The sequence below is a fragment of the Amycolatopsis vastitatis genome (assembly GCF_002234595.1).
GTDB classification, from domain to species: Bacteria; Actinomycetota; Actinomycetes; order Mycobacteriales; family Pseudonocardiaceae; genus Amycolatopsis; species Amycolatopsis vastitatis.
In genome coordinates this window covers 57,966-76,011 of record NZ_NMUL01000033.1, presented here as the reverse complement: position 1 = coordinate 76,011, position 18,046 = coordinate 57,966, and the positions used below count along the sequence as shown (strand labels likewise).

Genomic DNA, 18,046 nt, shown 5'->3' with positions numbered 1-18,046 from the left:
CCGTCCGTCATCGGCGCAGGGCCCGGTCCCAGTAGCCGGTCACGGTGTGGCGCAGCTGCCCGGTGTCGACGCTCTGCGGGTCGAGCAGCCGCTGCAGGGCGATGCCGCGGAGCTGCCCGACAACGGCGACTGCCGTCTGGGCGGGGCTGACGGCGGGGTCGACGATACCGTCCGCGATCCCGGCTTCGACGTCGTCACTGAGGTCGGCGCGGAAGGCGGCGTCCCGCTCGCGGAAGATCGCGGCCAGCTCCGGCTGGGTGGCGGCCTCCGCCCACAGCAGCAGGAAAGCCTGGTTGAACACGCCGATCCGGGCGAGTTCGCCGAGGTAGCCGTCGATCAGCCGCAGCAGGCGGTCGAGGCCGGGTGGCAGATCTTCGAGGCCGGGGACGAACCCCGCCTGCGTGGCGCGGGCGAGCCGTTCGACCAGCGCCTGCTTGGCGCCGAAGTGGTGGGTGACGATGCCCCGGCTGTAGCCGGCGCGTTCCCCGACGTTGGCGAGCGTCAGCGCGCGCACGCCCTGTTCGACGACCAGTTCGGCGGCGGCGGTCAGCAACGCGGACTCGGCCTGGTCACGGCGTTCCTGCTGGGTGCGTCGTGCGGTGGTCATGAGCCGAGCCTAGCAAAAGTAACTTGCGTGTCGTCCAACAAGTATGTGTAAGGTGGTGAAGACAGCGACGATCCATGGAGGTACCGATGATCGAAATCGACGACCGCGCCCTCGACACCCTGCTCGACGGCGACCCGGGTGGCCCGGTGGTGATGCTCAACCTGCTGCGGTTCCGGCCCGACGGCCGCGAGAGCTACCGGCGGTACGCCGAAGCCCTCGCGCCGCTCAACGCCCGGTACGGCCTGCAGGTGGAGTACCTGGGCGAGGGCGGTGCGGCGCTGGTCGCCGAGGAGGGCCAGGCCTGGGACATGGTGGTGCTGGTCCGCTATCCGGACCGGCGGGCGTTCGCGGACATGATCCGCGACCCGGACTACCAGGCCGTCACGCACCTGCGCACCGAAGCGCTGGTGGAGTCGGTCCTGCAGCCGACCACACCCGGCGGGCTCTGATGCCCGCGGTCTTCGTCCACGGCAACCCCGAGACGGCGGCGGTCTGGGAGCCGCTGCTAGCCGAGCTGGCCGCCGTCCGGTCCGACGTGGTCTGCCTGTCCCCGCCGGGTTTCGGCGCGCCCTTGCCCGCCGGGTTCGGCGCGACCCACGCGGACTACCGGGACTGGCTCGTGGCGGAGCTGACCGCGTTCGGCGAGCCGGTGGACCTGGTGGGCCACGACGTCGGGGGCGGGCACGTGCTGAACGTGGTGCTGAGCCGCCCGGAGCTGGTCCGCAGCTGGGTCAGCGACGTGCTCGGGATCTACGACCCGGAGTACGAGTGGCACGAGCTGGCCCGCCGCTGGCAGACCCCGGGCGCCGGCGAAGCCGATCTCGCGGCCCGGTTCGGCGGGACGGCCGAGGAGCGCGCGGCGGTCCTCGTGGAGCGGGGGATGGGCCGCCAGGTCGCGGCGCGCGTCGCGGCGGGCCAGGACGAGGCGATGGGCCGGGCGGTCCTCGCCCTGTACCGATCGGCGGCCGAAGCGGGCACCCCCGGCCTGGGCTTCGCACTGGAGCGTGCGGCGGCCCGCCCGGGACTGGCCGTCCTCGCCACGGCGGACCACGTCACCGGCACCGAAGAGCAACGCCGCCGCGCCGCTGCCCGCGCGGGCGCCCGGGTCGCCGTCCTCGACGGGCTCGGTCACTGGTGGATGACCGACGACCCGGCCCGCGGCGCGGCGGCGCTGGCGTCCTTCTGGGCGACGCTGCCCTGAGCGGGTCACCGGGCGGTGCAGGCCAGCCCTTCCAGCGGATGGGGGTCGCCGCTCACCGTGGCACCCCAGGTCGTCGTCGCGCCGGCGGCCAGTGTCCCGTTGTACGTCTGGTTGGCCGCCCGCACCTGGTGGCCCGTCTGGGCCGGCACCGCGTTCCAGGTGTTGATCAGCTGCTGGCTGCCCGCGAACGTGAACGTGGTCGTCCAGCCGGTCAGCGCGGCCGAACCGGTGTTCCGCACGGTGAACTCCAGCTGGTGGCCCCCGCTCCAGGTGGTGGTGACCGCGGCGGTCACCGTGCACGACACGCCGGCCGGCGTGCTCGTGGTGGTGGTCGGCGTGGTGGGTGACGTGGTCGTGGTGGGTGTCGTCGGTGTGGTGGTGGGGGTCGAGGTCGGCGTGGGGGTGCCGGGTTCGGTCGTGTAGGCGGTGCCGGTGTAGGCGGCCGCGCACCCCGACAGGCACTGGTCCGGCAGGGAGAAGCGGTAGACGCGGCCGCCGTTTACGAGCGCATCGCTCGCGTCCCGGACCCGGATCGCGTACGCCGTGCCCGCCGTGGCGGTCGGGCCGATCAGGAAAGCCTGCCCCATGTCGCTGTCCGGCTGCGCCTGCTGCCAGGTGCCGTCCGCGCCGAGGTACTCCACGCCGTGGACGCCGTTGGGCAGGTGCGACACGGCGACGGCGGTCCAGTACCGCTGCGAGCCCTGGAGGAAGCCCAGCTTGAGGTCGCCGGTGTAGTTCGGGGGCGCCACGTACGACCACGAGATCCGCCGGTTGTTCCAGTGCGCGGGGTTCATGTCGCCGACGGGGACGCCGTTCTTCACGAACCGGTTGAGCGACGCCGTGGAGAGGTCGAGGTGGCCGGGATCGTCGCGGCACCAGGCGTTCGCGTCACCGCAGCTGTCGGCGACGACCATGGTCAGCTGGGCGCCGGCGTAGCTGTCGGACACCCAGGAACCGTTGCGGCAGAACGGTTGTCCCGGCGCGCCGTCGTTGACGCCGGTGCAGTAGTCGCCGATCGTGACCTGCACGAACCGCCCGCAGTTGCGGCCGTTGTCCCACAGGCCGATCTTGGCGGCCTGGGACGGCGGCAGGGGCCGCGGGTAGAAGGAGTAGTCGCCGGGGGTGTTGTAGACGTTGAGGGCCACGAAATCCGGGGCGTCGAGCACTTCCTGCGGCAGCCCGCAGCCGCCGTAGGGGGCACCGAGGGCGTCGAAGTGGGTGGCGTTGCCGGTCACCGGGCTCGACGGCGCGGCGCCCGAACTCCATGGCCACAAAAGGGAAACACCGAGCACGAGCGCGGCGACCGCGGCGAGGACGGCCGGTCGCCCGGCGATCCGGCGGGAGGCGGATCCCATGGACTCTCCTTCCGCTTTCGACGGGCGCACCCCGGCGGACGCCGTCGTCTGGAAGCGCTCCCAGATTCCTCCCCGCCGCGGCGGTTGTCAATCACCAACGAGTCGCGTGGTCCCCATCACACACGCGGGCTGTCACAGGGTTCGCGGAGCCGGTGTCTTGGGGGCGTCGAACCCGATGACAGAGTGAGGACGAAGCCATGGAACCCCGAATGGACCTGTTCACCACCGAGACCGGCGCCCGGCTCGGCAAGCGGTTCGCGAACCTCGGGCAGGTGATCACGCGGTCGCCGCTGCCGAAGTCCACGCAGGAACTGGTCAGCCTGCGGGCCAGCCAGATCAACGGGTGCGGCTGGTGCATCGACATGCACACCAAGGACGCGGCGGCGGCCGGGGAGACGGCCGTCCGGCTCGCCCTGGTCGCCGCGTGGCGCGAGTCGACCGTGTTCACCGCCGCCGAGCAGGCCGCGCTCGCGCTGGCCGAGGAGGGCACGCGCCTCGCGGACGCCCACGAGGGCGTTTCGGACGCGACCTGGGCCCGGGTGCGCGAGCACTACGACGACGAACAGGTCGCCGCGCTGGTGGCGCTGGTCGCGCTGATCAACGCGGCCAACCGGCTCGCGGTGATCATGCACCAGAAGGGCGGGTCCTACGAACCCGGGATGTTCGCCGCCTTCGCCGAACAGGCGTGAGCGCCCGGCTCAGTTCCCGCGGTTGACCGAGCTGATGGTGTCCTGAAGCCGTTGCCGCGTGGGCGAAAGCGCGTCACGCGGTGCCGGCTCGGAGGGCGCGGCCGGTTCGCCGGCCGGGCCCTCCACCGGGAAGACCTTGTTCTCCCCGGGCAGCGGGACGCCGGGGCAGATGGTGGCCGCGGGGCGCGTGGCCCCGAGGAAGAACGTGTTCACCAGATCGTCCACACAGGAATTGCCGCTGACGGCGTACTGGCCGTGGAACGGCGAATCCGCCACCGAGATCATCGGGACCCCGGCCGCCCTCGCCGCCGTCTCGGCCTGTTCGTAGCCGGTCTGCGGATCGAACTCGCCCTGGACGACGAGGACGTTCTTCGCGGCGCGCGGCGGCAGGGCCGGCAGCTCGTGGCGGGGGAGGTCGGACCAGAAGCCGCACGGCTCGCTGAGGCCGTACGCCCAGCCGAACAGCGGGTAGGCCGGTCCCTGCAGGTCGCTGAGCAGCTTGTACCAGGTCGACGCCCGGGCAGGCTGGTCGCCGCACGCCACCGCGAACCGGGTGCCGGGCACGTCGGCGTAGTCGGGCTCCAGTTCCGCCGCCGCCGCCACGTCGGCGGCGGTCAGCTTCTCCGCGGGGCGGCCGAAGACCGCGCGCGAGACGCGGTCGAGGTCGTCCTTCAGGGCGGCCGGTGGCGGCTTGGCGGTGCCGTCGAGCGCGGCCGCGCCCTTGGTGAGGACCAGCGCGCCGGCCAGCCACTGCCTGCTGCTGCCGTTGCCGACGAAGAGGTGGTCGAAGACGTCGGGCGGCACGCCCTTGCCCTTGAAGAAGGTGCGCAGCCGCTCCCACTTGACCCGGACCTCCGCGGCGGTCCGGCCCAGCTGGTCCGGGAAGCGGCGGGCCAGCCACGGCGCGTAGACGCGGTCGAACTGGCGCTGGTCGATCTTCGGGAACGCTTCGAACGCGGCTTGCAGGCGACCTTCGAAGTTGACGCTGGAGTCGAGCACCATCTTGCCGGCGTGCTCGGGGAACAGCGACGCGTACTTCGCGCCGAGCCAGGTGCCGTAGGAGTACCCGAGGTAGTTCAGCTTCTCGTCACCCAGCAGCGCGCGGATCAGGTCCATGTCGTGCGTGGTCTGCCAGGTGGTGATGTAGGGCGCGAGCGCGTCGCTCTGGCACGCCTCGGCCAGGACCTGCGGCGTGCGCTGGTGCAGCGCGATGCTGCGGGCCGAGCGGTCGCGGGCGTCGAGGCCGTCGTCGTCGGGCAGCCGCCCGACCGGCACCCGGCAGACGAACCCCGCGTCCGTGCCGCCGTCCTGGCCGGTGCCACGGGGGTCCATGCCGACGAAGTCGTAGTGCTCGCGCACCGGCGGCTCCAGCCCGGCCAGCGCGCCGGCGAGCGAGGTGCCCTGGCCGCCCGGGCCGCCGGGGTTGACCAGGATCGCGCCCCGCCGGTCCCCGGTGGCCGCGACGCGGCTGATCGCCACCTGCAGCTCGGGGCCGGCGGCCGGGGCCGCCCAGTCCCGCGGGACGGTGATCCGCGCGCACTCCGCGGACGGCGAGGAGTCCCGCTGCTTGAACGGACACGCGCCCCAGGAGACCTTCTGCGCCAGGTACGGCGCGAGCGGATCGGGCGTGGTCGCGGCGGCGGGCGCCGTGGCCGCCACCAGGACCGACACGGCCACCGCCAGCCCAGTTCGGGACGTTCGCACCGCAGTTTTCCTTCCTCGCGCACCGGCCGGGAAGATCAAATCACGGCCGGTGGGCGAGGGGCAGCGCGAAACCGCGGCTCGCCGGGGTGTTCCTTCGATCCGGTGAATCAGTCGGCGCCGCTCAGGTGCGGTACGGGCCGTGGTTCCCCAGATCGGGGCTCACCTGCGGGTGCGGGCCGGGCTGTCCCGGCACCGGCTCGACGACGACCTCGGCGGCGGACCGCTCGCTTTCGCGCTCCTGGAAGCGCGTTTCGACGATCTCGTCCTGACGGCGGCGGGCGAGCACGGCCAGCGTGAGCACGTGCGCCACGGCCATCAGCAGGAGGAAGACGCCGAGCCTGCCCACCAGGGCGGCCGTCGAGCCCGACCACCCGGGGCCGACCACCGAGAGCAGGGCCAGGACGCCGAACGAGACGAGGTGGAAGACGGTCACCACCATCCACGCCATCGACCCGGACCCCTCGCCGCCGTCGGGCCCGCTCAGGTAGCGGCGGCCGCCCCGGTAGAGGACCTGGCCGTCGGCCACCACGAAGACCAGTCCGATGATCAGGAACCCGGTGAGGTCGTTGTCGGGCATCGTCTCCTCCTCGTTTCGGGCGGAGTACCCGGTCCGGACGGCCGCGGGCGCCGGTTCACCGGAACGAGCGACCGGTCGGCCCGCTCACACCGGGGAATCAAACCCGGCCGCCGGACGCTTGAGGTGGCGTGAAGAAGATTGGCTTCCTCTCGTTCGGCCACTGGTCGGCGAGCGCGCACTCCGAGACCCGGTCGGCCGCGGACTTCCTGCACCAGTCGATCGACCTGGCCGTCGCCGCCGAGGAGCTCGGCGTGGACGGCGCGTACTTCCGCGTGCACCACTTCGCGCGGCAGGCAGGCAGCCCGTTCCCGCTGCTCTCGGCGATCGGCGCGAGGACCTCGAAGATCGAGATCGGCACCGGCGTGATCGACATGCGCTACGAGAACCCGCTGTACATGGTCGAAAACGCGGGCGCCGCCGACCTCATCTCGGGCGGCAGGCTCCAGCTCGGCATCAGCCGGGGATCCCCCGAGCAGGTGATCGACGGCTGGCGCTACTTCGGGTACGCCCCCGGCGACGGCGAGACGGACGCCGACATGGCCCGGCAGCACACCGAGGTGTTCCTCAAGCTGCTCGAAGGCGAGGGCTTCGCGCAGCCGAACCCGCGGCCGATGTTCGCCAACCCGCCGGGGCTGCTGCGGCTCGAGCCGCACTCCGAGGGCCTGCGCGACCGCATCTGGTGGGGTTCCGGCTCGAACGCGACCAGCGTCTGGGCCGCGAAGCTGGGCATGAACCTGCAGAGCTCGACGCTCAAGGACGACGAGACGGGCGAGCCGCTGCACGTCCAGCAGCGCAAGCAGATCGAGGCCTACCGCGAGGCCTGGACGGAAGCCGGCCACGAGCGGGAGCCGCGGGTTTCGGTCAGCCGCAGCATCTTCGCGCTGACCAACGACCTGGACCGCGCGTACTTCGGCCGGGACCGCAACTCGCGCGACCAGGTCGGCATGATCGACGAGAACACCCGGGCGATCTTCGGTCGCTCGTACGCCGCGGAGCCCGACGAGCTGGTGCGGGAGCTCAAGGAGGACGAAGCCGTCCAGGCCGCGGACACCCTGCTGCTGACCATCCCGAACCAGCTCGGCGTCGACTACAACGTCCACGTGCTGGAGAGCATCCTCACCCACGTGGCACCGGAGCTGGGCTGGCGCTGAGGGACGGCGGCCCGGTGGCGGCCGGGCCGCTCCGAGGTCAGCCGTGGGAAACGTTCAGGCCGTAGAACGCGACCCGCGCGCCCTTCGTCGTGCTGCTCGAAGAGGACTGGTTGTACGAGCCGGCCTTGAAGTACTGCTTGTACGCCTTGAACGACGACGGGATGGCGTAGTGCGTGGTGCTGCCGTTGACCGTGAGGTCGATGGTGTTGCCACCGGAGATGCCGATCGTGTAGGTCCACGTCTTGCCGACCGAGACGTGGCCGACGGTGTGTGACGTCTGGCCGCCGCCGGGGGAGTTCTCGGTGCCCAGCACGATGTCGCCGCTCGCCCGGTAGTACAGCTCCAGCAGCGGTTTCGTCGACGAGCCGCCGGTGCCGAGGTGCACCTGGCCGACGCACACGTTCGACGTCACCGAGACCACGCGCAGGGTCGCGCTCAGCTTGTGCGACCCGCTCAGCGACCAGTTCGCGGCCGAGCCGTCGCGGTTCATCTCGCGCAGCTCCGACCGCGCGTAGTTCGAATTCGGCGTCGTGACGCCCTTCTCCGGCGCCCAGAAGGTCATCGCGCCGTCACGGGTGTCGGTGTAGAAGTAGCTGTCCTGGAAGCCGTTCGGGCCCTGCAGCCGGGACGACGAGATGGTCGTCGGACTGCCCGGCGAGCCGACCGGCTCCTGCAGCTGCCAGATCGAGAGGTCGAAGTTGCCGCCCGGCGCCACGAACGGGCCCGGCCGATCGCGAAGATCGGCCGGGCCCGTCCGCGGTGGATCAGGCGAGGTCGAAGCGGTCCAGCTCCATGACCTTCGTCCAGGCCGCGACGAAGTCGCCGACGAACTTCTCGCGGGCGTCTTCGGCGGCGTAGACCTCCGAGAGGGCGCGCAGCTGCGAGTTCGAGCCGAAGACGAGGTCGACCGCGGTGGCGGTCCACTTCAGCTCGTCGGTCGAGACGTCGCGGATCTCGTAGACGTTCTCCTCGGACTCCGACATCTTCCACCGGGTGCCCGGCGCGAGCAGGTTGGCGAAGAAGTCGTTGGTGAGCAAGCCCGGGCGGTCCGTGAGGACGCCGTGCCGGGCGCCGCCGGCGTTGGCCCCGAGGGAGCGCAGGCCGCCGACCAGGACGGTCATCTCCGGCGCGGTCAGGTCGAGCATGTAGGCGCGCTCGACGAGCAGCGTCTCCGGCTGCAGCTTCTCACCGGAGCGCAGGTAGTTGCGGAAGCCGTCCGCGCGCGGCTCGAGGACCTTGAACGAGTCGGTGTCGGTCTGCTCCTGCGAGGCGTCGGTGCGGCCCGGGTGGAACGGCACGGTCGTCTCGACGCCGGCGTCGCGCGCCGCCTTCTCGACGGCGGCCGAGCCGGCGAGCACGATGAGGTCGGCCAGCGAGATCTGCGCGCCGCCCGCCTCGTTGAACTCCCGCTGGATGCCCTCGAGGACCTCCAGGACCTTGCCGAGCTGCTCGGGCTGGTTGACCTCCCAGCTGCGCTGCGGCTCCAGCCGGATCCGGGCGCCGTTCGCGCCACCGCGCTTGTCGGTGGAGCGGAAGCTCGCGGCCGACGCCCACGCCGTGGAAACCAGTTCCGCGGTGCTGAGCCCCGAGTCGAGCACCTTCGCCTTGAGGGCCGTGATGTCGGCGTCGCCCACGAGGTCGCCCTCGGCGGCGGGCACCGGGTCCTGCCACAGCTGCGGCTCGGCGACCCACGGGCCGAGGAAGCGGCTGACCGGGCCCATGTCACGGTGCAGCAGCTTGTACCAGGCCTTGGCGAAGGCCAGTGCGAACTCGTCCGGGTTCTCCAGGAACCGGCGCGAGATCGGGCCGTAGACCGGGTCGAAGCGCAGCGACAGGTCCGTCGTGAGCATCGTCGGCTTGTGCTTCTTGTTCGGGTCGTACGGGTCCGGGATGATCTCCGGGGCGTCCTTGGCGACGTACTGCTTGCCGCCGCCGGGGCTCGTGGTGAGCTCCCACTCGAAGCCGAAGAGGATCTCGAAGAAGCGGTTGCTCCACTGGGTCGGCTTGTCGGTCCAGGTGACCTCGAGACCGCTGGTGATCGCGTCCGCGCCCTTGCCGGTGCCGTGGGTGCTCAGCCAGCCGAGGCCCTGCGACTCCAGCGGGGCGCCCTCGGGCTCCGGGCCGACGTGGTCGTCGGCGACGGCGGCGCCGTGGGTCTTGCCGAAGGTGTGGCCGCCGGCGATGAGGGCGACGGTCTCCTCGTCGTTCATCGCCATCCGGGCGAAGGTCTCGCGGATGAAGTGGGCCGCCGCCTCGAAGTCCGCGCTGCCGCGGGGACCCTCGGGGTTGACGTAGATGAGGCCCATCTCGGTCGCGCCGACCTCGGGTGCCATCTCGGACTCGCTGACGTAGCGCTCGTCGCCCAGCCAGTCGTCCTCCGGGCCCCAGATGACCTCCTCGGGCTCCCAGACGTCTTCGCGGCCGAAGCCGAAGCCGAAGGTCTTGAAGCCCATCGACTCCAGGGCGACGTTGCCGGCGAGCACGAGCAGGTCGGCCCACGAGACCTTCTGGCCGTACTTCTGCTTGACCGGCCACAGCAGACGCCGCGCCTTGTCCAGGTTGGCGTTGTCCGGCCAGCTGTTGAGCGGCGCGAAGCGCTGGTTGCCGTCACCGGCGCCACCGCGGCCGTCGTGGATGCGGTAGGTGCCCGCCGCGTGCCAGCTCAGGCGGATCATCAGGCCGCCGTAGTGCCCGAAGTCGGCGGGCCACCAGTCCTGCGAGGTGGTGAGCACCTCGGTGATGTCCCGCTTGAGGGCCTCGACGTCGAGCTTCGCGAACTCCTTGGCGTAGCTGAAGTTCTCGCCGAGCGGGTTGCCCTTGGACGAGTGGGCGTGCAGCACGGACAGGTCGAGCTGGTTGGGCCACCAGTCCTTGTTCGTGCGCGGACGGCCCCCCGTCTTCGGCGTCGGGGAGTCGATCGCCGGGTTTTCGCTCTCGCTGCCGTGCGAGGTCACCGAGTCGTGTGCGACCGGGCAGCCGGCCGCCGCCTTCTTGTCCACGCCCTGCGCGCTGGAGGGGTTGTCCTGGGTGGAGCTCATTTACTTCCTTCCGGGAGCGGCGAATCATTTCGGGGGCGTTCGGCCGCGCAGTCGGGGCAGGTGCCCCAGTAGACGACCTCCGCCTGGTCGATCACGAAACCGTGGTCGTCCGCGGCGGTGAGACAGGGGGTGTGGCCGACGGCGCAGTCGACATCGGCTATCGCCCCGCACGAGCGGCACACGACGTGGTGGTGGTTGTCACCCACCCGTGACTCGTAGCGGGCGTTCGCGCCTGCCGGCTGGATGCGGCGCACCAGCCCGGTGTCGGTGAGGGCCCGCAACACGTCGTAGATCGTCTGGTGCGACACCGTCGGGTGCTCGGCCCGTACCAGGTCGATCACCGTTTCGGTGTCGACGTGGGGATGGTCGCGCAGTGCGGACAGCACGGCCAGCCGGGGCCGCGTGACCCGCAGCGAGACCGCCCGCAACTGCGCTTCGAAGTCTGACATCACCGGTGACCCTAGGACGTTTTCTGGAATGGGTCAAGTTATCGGGAGAGGCGTGTCGGCCATCCGGGGTTCACGCTGAGTCAGCGGTCTGGCTAGGCTCCCGGGCATGCCGGACACGCAGTACGAAGACCTCCTCCGCCACGTCCTCGACACGGGCGCCCGCAAGGGCGACCGTACCGGCACGGGCACGCGGTCGATCTTCGGGCACCAGCTGCGGTACCGCCTGTCCGAGGGCTTCCCGCTGATCACCACGAAGAAGGTCCACTTCCGGTCCATCGCCTACGAGCTGCTGTGGTTCCTGCGCGGCGAGGCGAACGTGAAGTGGCTTCAGGAGCACGGCGTCACGATCTGGGACGAGTGGGCGGCCGGCGACGGTGATCTGGGCCCTGTCTACGGCGTGCAGTGGCGCTCGTGGCCGACCCCGGGCGGCGGGCACGTCGACCAGATCGCCGAGGTGCTGCGCACGCTGCGTGAGGACCCCGACTCGCGGCGGATCATCGTGTCCGCGTGGAACGTCGCCGACATCCCGCGGATGGCGCTGCCGCCGTGCCACGCGTTCTTCCAGTTCTACGTCGCCGACGGCGAGCTGTCCTGCCAGCTGTACCAGCGCAGCGCGGACCTGTTCCTCGGCGTGCCGTTCAACATCGCGAGCTACGCGCTGCTGACGCACATGATCGCCGCCCAGGTGGGCCTCGGCGTCGGTGACTTCGTCTGGACGGGCGGCGACTGCCACGTCTACGACAACCACGTCGACCAGGTCCGGACGCAGCTTGCCCGCGAGGCGCGGCCGTTCCCCGCGCTGAGCATGAAGCCGGCGGACAGCCTGTTCGACTACACCTACGAGCACTTCGCGCTCGACGGGTACGACCCGCACCCGGGCATCAAAGCCCCGGTGGCGGTGTGATCGGGCTCGTCTGGGCCCAGGCGGCGAACGGCGTCATCGGCCGCGACGGCGAGCTGCCGTGGCACCTGCCGGAGGATCTGCGGCACTTTCGCGCGGTGACGGCGGGGACGGCGGTGCTGATGGGCCGCCGGACGTGGGAGTCGCTGCCGCCGCGGTTCCGGCCGTTGCCGGGGCGGCGCAACGTGGTGCTTTCGCGCACGCCGCAGGACGGGGTCGAGACGTTCGCGGACCTGCCGTCCGCTTTCGCGGCCGTGCCCGGGGACCTGTGGGTGATCGGCGGCGCGGCGGTGTACCGGGCGGCGCTGCCGTTCGCGGACCGGATCGTGGTGACGGAGATCCGGGAGCCCTTCGAAGGGAACACGTTCGCGCCGGAGGTGGGGCGTCCGGCGGACTCCGTGGGGGAGTGGCTGGAGTCCTCGACGGGCCTGCACTACCGCTTCCTGAACTGGGGCTGAGGCCCGCTCCGCCAAGCAGACGTGGTGTCGGTCGCGCTGACGACCGTATTTCGCCGGTTCATGGTAGGTTATCGGTCTATCACTAACCTGGAGTGGATATGACAACCGAGGAAGACGCCCGCCGTCGCGCCGCCGCCCAGCACGCCGTGGCCGAGCACCTGCGCCTCACTGCCGCGGGACGCACGGACGAATGGGTGAACCTGTTCGCCCCGGACGCGGTGCTCGAGTTCCCGTTCGCGCCGGCCGGCGTGCCTCGGCGGGTGACGGGGCGGGACGCACTGGTCGCGCACATGAGCGGCTTTCCCGAGACCTTCGATGTCGAGTTCGTCGACCTGGTCTTCCACGAGACGGTGGATCCGGGTCTCGTGATCGCCGAGTTCCGCTCGAAGGGCACTGCGCTGACGACCGGCAAGCCGTACGAGCAGACGTGCATCTCCGTCGTCCGGACCGATGACGACGCGCTCATCACCCACTACCTGGACTACTGGAACCCGCTGGTGGCGATCGAGGCCCTCACGCCCCCCGAAGTGCCGTCCGGCTCCGGGCTCAGTGTGGCTTTCGGGGGCTGAGAAGAGCCGTGGTTGACTGACGCCCATGCCTGCCGCCGGCACCAGCACCAAGAGCGACGAACGACGCCGGGCCGTCGTGGCCGCCGCGATCGACTGCTTCGCGCAGAAGGGTTTCTACGGTACGACGACGCACGAGATCGCCGACCGGGTCGGCATCTCCCAGCCGTATCTGTACCGCCTGTACCCGAACAAGGAAGCACTGTTCGCGGCGGCGGTCGACCACGTGTCCGTCCTGATGGCCGAAACCCTGGCCGCGCACTCGCCGGCGTCAGGTGGGACCGGGACGGCGCTGGAGGCGGCGCGGGGCGCCTACGCCGCGCTCGTCGCGGACCGGACCATCCTGCGTTTCCTCATGCACGCGAACTGTGCCGCCGGCGAGCCGCAGGTGGGGCGGGCCGTGCGACGGTGCTACGCCAAGCAGGTCGACACCGTCCGGCAGTTGCTGGGCGACGACGACGCCGTGCGGCACTGGTTCGGTGCCGGAATGCTCGACAACGTGGTCGCCGTGCTGGGCCTGGCCGACGTCGACGAGCCGTGGGCGCGGGTCCTCACCGCTCGATGACCTGATACCGGGGGACGCCCCGTGTCCGCCGGGACCGTTGCGGAAGCGGGTGGCGACGCTATACGGTTGGCTCGAACTAGAACACGTTACAGTTCTAGTGGCCGGTCGTAGCGAGGAGCGGACATGGCGAAAAGGGCGGCGCGCGGCGACGAGGCCGACTACGTCGTCGTCGGGTCGGGCAGCTCGGGCGCGGCGATCGCGGGACGGCTGGCCCAGTCCGGGGCCAGTGTGATCGTGCTCGAAGCCGGCAAGAGCGACGAGCAGCTGCTCGTCAAGAAACCCGGGCTCGTCGGGCCGATGCACGCGGTGCCGCAGCTCAAGAAGCCGCTCGACTGGGGCTTCTACGGCGTGCCGCAGAAACACGTTCTCGATCGGCGGATGCCGGTGCCGCGCGGCCGGGTCGTCGGCGGCTCCAGCTCCATCAACGGCATGGTCTACGTCCGCGGCAACCGCGCCAACTTCGACTCCTGGGCCGCCGAGGGCAACACCGGCTGGGACGCCGACAGTGTCAACGCCGCCTACAAGCGGATGGAGGACTTCGAAGACGGCGAGAACGCCTTCCGCGGCGCGGGCGGGCCGATCCGGGTCACCCGCGCGAAGAACCCGCAGGAAGGCTCGGTGCAGTTCGTCGACGCCACCGCCGACGCGCTCGGCTGCAAGATCCTCGACGACTACAACGCCGAGTCCCAAGAAGGCGTCAGCCGGATGCAGCAGAACGCCGCCGACGGCCTGCGCTACAGCGCCTCGCGCGGCTACCTCCACAACCTCGCGCCCTCGACGCTGGAGCTGCAGGACCGGGTGCTGGTCGAGAAGGTGCTGATCGAGAACGGCCGCGCCGCCGGTGTCGAGGTCCTCGACCGCGGTCGCCGTCGCACCATCCGCGCCGGCAAGGAAGTCATCCTCTCGGCCGGCGTCATCGGCTCCGCCCAGCTGCTCATGCTGTCCGGCATCGGCCACGCCGAGCACCTCAAGGAACACGGCATCGACGTCGTCGCCGACCTGCCCGTCGGCGACAACATGCACGACCACATGTTCCACGCCCTGACGTTCCACGTGTCGACCAGCAAGAACAAGGGCACGGCGCCGTACTTCGCCCGCGGGCTCGCCCGGGAGCTGCTCCGGCCCGGCACCACGTTCCTGGCGAACTCGGTCTTCGAAGCGGTCGCGTTCCTGCGGACCTCGCAGGCCGGGGCGATCCCCGACCTGCAGCTGCACCTGCTGCCGTGGGCCTACGTCGCGCCCAACCAGGACGCGCCGATCCGGCACGACGTCGACAAGCGCCCCGCGCTCACCGTGCTGACGACCCTGATCTACCCGAAGAGCCGCGGCACACTGCGGCTCGCCTCCTCCGACCCGGCGGCGGCCCCGCTCATCGACTTCCAGTACCTGTCCGACCCGGCCGACCTCGAGCTGCTCGGCGAGGGCTCGGAGATGGTGCGCGAGATCTTCGCGTCGAAGGCGTTCAAGGGCGCGGTCAAGGAGGAGATCCACCCGGGCAAGGACCTCAAGGGCCAGGCCCTGCGTGACGCGATCCTGAACCGCGCGACGTCGGTCTACCACGGCGTCGGCACGTGCCGGATGGGCGTCGACGAGCTCGCGGTCGTCGGCCCCGACCTGCGCGTGCGCGGCGTCGACGGCCTGCGGGTCTGCGACGCCTCGATCATGCCGTCCATCACCGGCGGCAACACCAACGCGCCCTGCATCATGATCGGCGAAATGGGCGCCCAGCTCGTCCTCGGGAGCCGGCCGTGACCCTCACCCCGCTCGAACTCACCCGTCCGGCGTCGGTGACCGACGCGTTCCTGCAACAGCTGGTGGCGCGGGTTCCCGGCTCGTCCGGCACGACCTGGAAACTGACCGAGGTCTACACCGGAGACGTGCTCGTCGAGCTGCCGCAGTCGGCCCCGGAGGACATCGAGCGGGCGTTCGCCGTCGCGCGGGAGGCCCAGCGGAAGTGGGCGGCCACGCCGGTGAAGGAGCGGCTGGCGGTGTTCAAGCGGGCGCACACGCTGTTCGTCGACCACGCGCGGGCGGTTGCCGACCTGATCCAGGTCGAGAGCGGCAAGAACCGGCGGATGGCGATCGAGGAGACCTGCGACCCGCCGATGGTGATGAGCCACTACCTGAAGCGGGCGGCCCGGCTGCTGGCGCCGGTCAAGCGCGGCGGCCCGGTGCCGCTGGTGACGACGTCGACCGAGGTCCGGCAGCCCAAGGGCGTCGTCGGCATCATCGCGCCGTGGAACTTCCCGTTCGCCACGGGCATTTCCGACGCGGTGCCGGCGCTGATGGCCGGCAACGCGGTCGTGCTCAAGCCGGACAACAAGACGGCGCTCTCACCGCTCTACGGCATCCGGCTGCTGGAGGAGGCCGGCCTGCCGGAGGGGCTGTTCCAGGTGGTGTGCGGCGAGGGCCCGGACGTCGGCCCGACACTCATCGACCACGCGGACTACGTGATGTTCACCGGCTCCACGGCCACCGGCCGGGTGATCGGCGAACGGGCGGGCCGCAACCTGATCGGCTGCTGCCTCGAGCTCGGCGGCAAGAACCCGATGATCGTGCTGGAGGACGCCGATTTTTCCGAGGCCGTCCGGGGCGCGATCTTCGGTGCGTTCGGCAACACGGGCCAGATCTGCATGCACATCGAGCGGATCTACCTGCCGGAGTCCCGCTACGAGGAGTTCAAGAAGGCGTTCGTGGCGGCGGCCTCGGCCCTCGACGTCCGGGCGGCGTACGACTTCGGCCCCGACATGGGCTCACTCGTGTCGGTGGACCACATGCGCCGCGTGAAGTCCCATGTGGACGATGCGGTCGCGAAGGGCGCAACGGTCCTCTGCGGCGGCAAGCCCCGCCCCGACCTCGGCCCGGCGTTCTTCGAGCCGACGATCCTCGAAGGCGTCACCGCGGAGATGCTCTGCGGCGTCACGGAGACGTTCGGCCCGGTGGTGGCGCTGCACAAGTACCGCACGGTCGACGAAGCGGTGGCGCTGGCGAACGACACGGACTACGGCTTGAACGCCTCGGTCTGGAGCGGCGACGTCGTGGCGGGCTGCGCACTGGCGTCGCGCATCGAGTCAGGGAATGTGAATGTCAACGACATTCTCGCGACGGCGTATGCGGCGAAGGGAACGCCGTCGGGAGGCGTGAAGAACTCCGGCGTCGGCGCCCGGCACGGAGACCAGGGGCTGCTCAAGTACACCGACGTGAAGAACCTGGCTGTGCTGAAGAAGCAGGTCATGGGCCCCCGGCCGGGGCAGGGGTACGAGAAGTACGTCGAAAGCATGCTGTCCGGGCTGAAGATGCTGCGGAGGTTCCGGATCCGGTAACGGTCAGCCGTCCACCAGCAGTCCCCGCAACGGCCCCTGCAACCGGCCCGCCCGCCGGGAAACCCCCGGCAGCAACACCAGCCGGTGCGTCCGCTGCTCACCGCGCCGTTCCCGCTCGGCCTGCTCCTCCGCCAACGGGCGCCACAGGTTGTCCACGATGTCCGCCGGGTCCCGGTCCTCCAGTTCCGAGACCGGCCGCCCCAGGTGCTCGGCCCACAACCGCAGCCGCGTCGCCCGGGTCACCGCCGGATCGTCCGTCGCGAGGTTCACTTCCGTGTCGTTGAACAACGAATGCTCGTTCAGGTTCGCCGACCCCACCGTCAGCCACGAATCGTCCACGATGCCGAGTTTCGCGTGGACGTACACCGGGGCCGCCGAGCCGCCGCCGTGGGCGCTGATCGTCGTGGCGAGCAGGCGGTGGTTGCCGTCGTCGGCGTCCAGGAGCCTGCCCAGCTGGCCGCGCGTCGTGTCCGAGCCGTTGCTCGGCTTGCGGGGCAGCAGCAGGACCACGCGGAAGCGGTCGTCCGGGGGGTTGCGGAGCTTGTCGAGCAGGACCTCGGCGATCTCGGGCGACCACAGGAACTGGTTCTCCAGGTACACCAGCCGCCGCGCCGAGCGCAGCGCCCGCAGGTAGCCGTCCAGGACCGTGAACTCCCCACGAGGCAGGAAGTCGTAGGTGTTGTTCGGGACCGTCTTCAGCAGCTGGGCCCGGCTGCTGCCCGCCGGTTCCGGGACCGCGGGCGCGGGCAGCTCCTCACCCGCCACCTCGGTCCACCGGCGGCAGAAGTGGACGGCGACGTCCGCGACCGCCGGGCCTTCGACCCGCGCCATCAGGTCGTGCCAGCCGATCGGGCGCGGCGGGTGGTCCGGGCTGTCGTGCCGGTCGCCCTCCAGTGCCGTGAAGTCCACGCCGCCGACGAACGCGACCGCGTCGTCGACGACCACCAGCTTCTCGTGGTGGCAGTGCAGGGTCCGTTCGCGGGCGTCCAGCACGCAACGCACGTCCGTGCCCTCGGTGAACTTCCGCCGTTCGGACCGGGCCAGGCGCCGCGACGGCTGGAACGCCGGGAAGGGCGGCCCCGCCCACAGCAGGACCCGGACCTCGACACCGCGCCCGGCGGCTTCGGCCAGCAGCTCACGCAGGGTGGGCGAGCCGGGCTCGCGCGTCAGCCGGAAGTCCGCGCTGGCGTGCCAGTTGGCGATGTGCACGTGCGACTTCGCCCGCCGGATGGCCGCCGCGACGGCGGGCAGCGACTCCTCGCCGTCGATCAGCACCTCGATGCGGTTGCCGTCGCGAACCGGCGCCCGCCCGCCGAGCGGGTCCTGCGCGCCGCCCGGTGCGAGCACGTCGCCCCAGCCGAGCCCGCGCAGCCGCCGCCGGTGGTGGGCGCACAGGATCCGCTCCAGGCCGTCGCCCAGCCGTTCGTCCGCCTTGTCCAGGAACGTCGTCACCCGTCCCATA

The 18,046-nt window shown here is 71.1% G+C and carries 18 protein-coding genes; 10 read left to right on the top strand and 8 right to left on the bottom strand.

Translation table 11 applies throughout. The features are described 5' to 3' along the window. Positions 1-7 precede the first annotated feature (7 nt). Positions 8-607 (bottom strand): TetR/AcrR family transcriptional regulator, encoded by a 600-nt coding sequence (locus CF165_RS30310; protein ID WP_093951011.1) that lies wholly within the window; start codon positions 605-607, stop codon positions 8-10. Positions 608-693: 86 nt separating this feature from the next. Here CF165_RS30310 and CF165_RS30305 point away from each other — a divergent pair, with 86 nt between their 5' ends. Beyond that, positions 694-1,056, top strand: a complete 363-nt coding sequence (locus CF165_RS30305) for a DUF1330 domain-containing protein (RefSeq protein WP_093951010.1) — start codon at positions 694-696, stop codon at positions 1,054-1,056. Beyond that, positions 1,056-1,808 (top strand): alpha/beta fold hydrolase, encoded by a 753-nt coding sequence (locus CF165_RS30300; protein WP_093951009.1) that lies wholly within the window; start codon positions 1,056-1,058, stop codon positions 1,806-1,808. The genes CF165_RS30305 and CF165_RS30300 overlap by 1 nt, the downstream gene beginning before the upstream one ends. 5 nt (positions 1,809-1,813) lie before the next feature. Here CF165_RS30300 and CF165_RS30295 read toward each other — a convergent pair whose 3' ends face one another. After that, a complete protein-coding gene (locus CF165_RS30295) occupies positions 1,814-3,163 on the bottom strand; it encodes a cellulose binding domain-containing protein (RefSeq protein ID WP_093951008.1) in 1,350 nt (449 codons plus the stop codon). A 197-nt stretch (positions 3,164-3,360) separates the two neighbouring features. Here CF165_RS30295 and CF165_RS30290 point away from each other — a divergent pair, with 197 nt between their 5' ends. After that, on the top strand, positions 3,361-3,852 hold the full coding sequence (locus CF165_RS30290) for a carboxymuconolactone decarboxylase family protein (protein WP_093951007.1): 492 nt from the start codon (positions 3,361-3,363) through the stop codon (positions 3,850-3,852). Between the two features lie 9 nt (positions 3,853-3,861). Here CF165_RS30290 and CF165_RS30285 read toward each other — a convergent pair whose 3' ends face one another. Together CF165_RS30285 and CF165_RS30280 are read right to left on the bottom strand one after the other, a co-directional pair. After that, entirely contained in the window at positions 3,862-5,529 is a 1,668-nt protein-coding gene (locus CF165_RS30285) for an alpha/beta hydrolase (RefSeq protein WP_093951006.1), read from the bottom strand. A gap of 148 nt (positions 5,530-5,677) precedes the next feature. After that, positions 5,678-6,133, bottom strand: coding sequence for a hypothetical protein (locus tag CF165_RS30280; RefSeq protein WP_093951005.1), 456 nt, complete (start codon positions 6,131-6,133; stop codon positions 5,678-5,680). 128 nt (positions 6,134-6,261) lie between these two features. Between CF165_RS30280 and CF165_RS30275 the strand changes: the two genes are divergently transcribed. Then, complete coding sequence (locus CF165_RS30275; RefSeq protein ID WP_093951004.1) at positions 6,262-7,284, top strand: LLM class flavin-dependent oxidoreductase; 1,023 nt, start codon at positions 6,262-6,264, stop codon at positions 7,282-7,284. A 37-nt stretch (positions 7,285-7,321) separates the two neighbouring features. Here the strand turns inward: CF165_RS30275 and CF165_RS30270 are convergent, their stop codons facing one another. Genes CF165_RS30270 through CF165_RS30260 form a run of 3 tightly spaced genes read right to left on the bottom strand, consistent with a single transcriptional unit; the run spans position 7,322 to position 10,771 of the window. Continuing rightward, positions 7,322-7,999: a polysaccharide lyase family 7 protein gene (locus CF165_RS30270; RefSeq protein ID WP_240521859.1), complete on the bottom strand. Its 678-nt coding sequence runs from the start codon at positions 7,997-7,999 to the stop codon at positions 7,322-7,324. Between the two features lie 49 nt (positions 8,000-8,048). Then, entirely contained in the window at positions 8,049-10,322 is a 2,274-nt protein-coding gene (gene katG / locus CF165_RS30265) for a catalase/peroxidase HPI (RefSeq protein WP_093951003.1), read from the bottom strand. Beyond that, positions 10,319-10,771 (bottom strand): Fur family transcriptional regulator, encoded by a 453-nt coding sequence (locus CF165_RS30260; RefSeq protein ID WP_093951002.1) that lies wholly within the window; start codon positions 10,769-10,771, stop codon positions 10,319-10,321. The genes katG and CF165_RS30260 overlap by 4 nt, the downstream gene beginning before the upstream one ends. A gap of 106 nt (positions 10,772-10,877) precedes the next feature. Here CF165_RS30260 and CF165_RS30255 point away from each other — a divergent pair, with 106 nt between their 5' ends. From CF165_RS30255 to CF165_RS30230, 6 genes are all read left to right on the top strand, one after another. Next, positions 10,878-11,675, top strand: coding sequence for a thymidylate synthase (locus CF165_RS30255; RefSeq protein ID WP_093951001.1), 798 nt, complete (start codon positions 10,878-10,880; stop codon positions 11,673-11,675). Beyond that, positions 11,672-12,130, top strand: a complete 459-nt coding sequence (locus tag CF165_RS30250) for a dihydrofolate reductase (RefSeq protein WP_093951000.1) — start codon at positions 11,672-11,674, stop codon at positions 12,128-12,130. The genes CF165_RS30255 and CF165_RS30250 overlap by 4 nt, the downstream gene beginning before the upstream one ends. 98 nt (positions 12,131-12,228) lie before the next feature. Next, positions 12,229-12,699 carry a nuclear transport factor 2 family protein gene (locus CF165_RS30245; RefSeq protein ID WP_093950999.1) on the top strand — a complete coding sequence of 157 codons (471 nt, stop codon included), beginning with the start codon at positions 12,229-12,231 and terminating at the stop codon, positions 12,697-12,699. A 25-nt stretch (positions 12,700-12,724) separates the two neighbouring features. Then, positions 12,725-13,261, top strand: coding sequence for a TetR/AcrR family transcriptional regulator (locus CF165_RS30240; RefSeq protein WP_093950998.1), 537 nt, complete (start codon positions 12,725-12,727; stop codon positions 13,259-13,261). Between the two features lie 123 nt (positions 13,262-13,384). Then, a complete protein-coding gene (locus CF165_RS30235; protein WP_093950997.1) occupies positions 13,385-15,013 on the top strand; it encodes a GMC family oxidoreductase in 1,629 nt (542 codons plus the stop codon). Continuing rightward, entirely contained in the window at positions 15,010-16,584 is a 1,575-nt protein-coding gene (locus CF165_RS30230; protein WP_093950996.1) for a succinic semialdehyde dehydrogenase, read from the top strand. Before CF165_RS30235 ends, CF165_RS30230 begins: the two co-directional genes overlap by 4 nt. Before the next feature lie 3 nt (positions 16,585-16,587). On the opposite strand, the gene CF165_RS30225 is transcribed toward CF165_RS30230, so the two are convergent. Continuing rightward, complete coding sequence (locus CF165_RS30225; RefSeq protein WP_093950995.1) at positions 16,588-18,045, bottom strand: phospholipase D-like domain-containing protein; 1,458 nt, start codon at positions 18,043-18,045, stop codon at positions 16,588-16,590. Position 18,046 lies beyond the last annotated feature (1 nt).